This window comes from Deinococcus pimensis DSM 21231 (assembly GCF_000519345.1).
GTDB classification, from domain to species: domain Bacteria; phylum Deinococcota; class Deinococci; order Deinococcales; family Deinococcaceae; genus Deinococcus_A; species Deinococcus_A pimensis.
Genome location: NZ_KI912669.1, coordinates 2,916 through 3,129 on the forward strand (window position 1 = coordinate 2,916; position 214 = coordinate 3,129).

A 214-nucleotide genomic window follows, 5' to 3' on the forward strand; every position below is an offset into this window, starting at 1 on the left:
TCGCCGAGCACGGTCTGAGCCTCGTCGGCGAGCCCGAACTCGTCCACAACTGGCAGATCTCCAGCCTGCACCGCCTCGTCACCAGCGGGGGAGACGTGTACCTCAAGGCCGTCCCGCCCTACTTCGACCGTGAGGGCGCCCTCACCGAATGGCTGCACGCCCGCTTCCCGACGCTCGTCCCGCGCGTCCTCGCGCGCGACCCGTCCGCGCGACT

The 214-nt window shown here is 71.0% G+C and carries 1 protein-coding gene; it reads left to right on the forward strand.

Going from position 1 to position 214, the window contains the following annotated elements:
• A partial coding sequence (locus tag DEIPI_RS40345) for a hypothetical protein (protein ID WP_045234696.1) occupies window positions 1–214 on the forward strand: 214 nt, incomplete at both ends.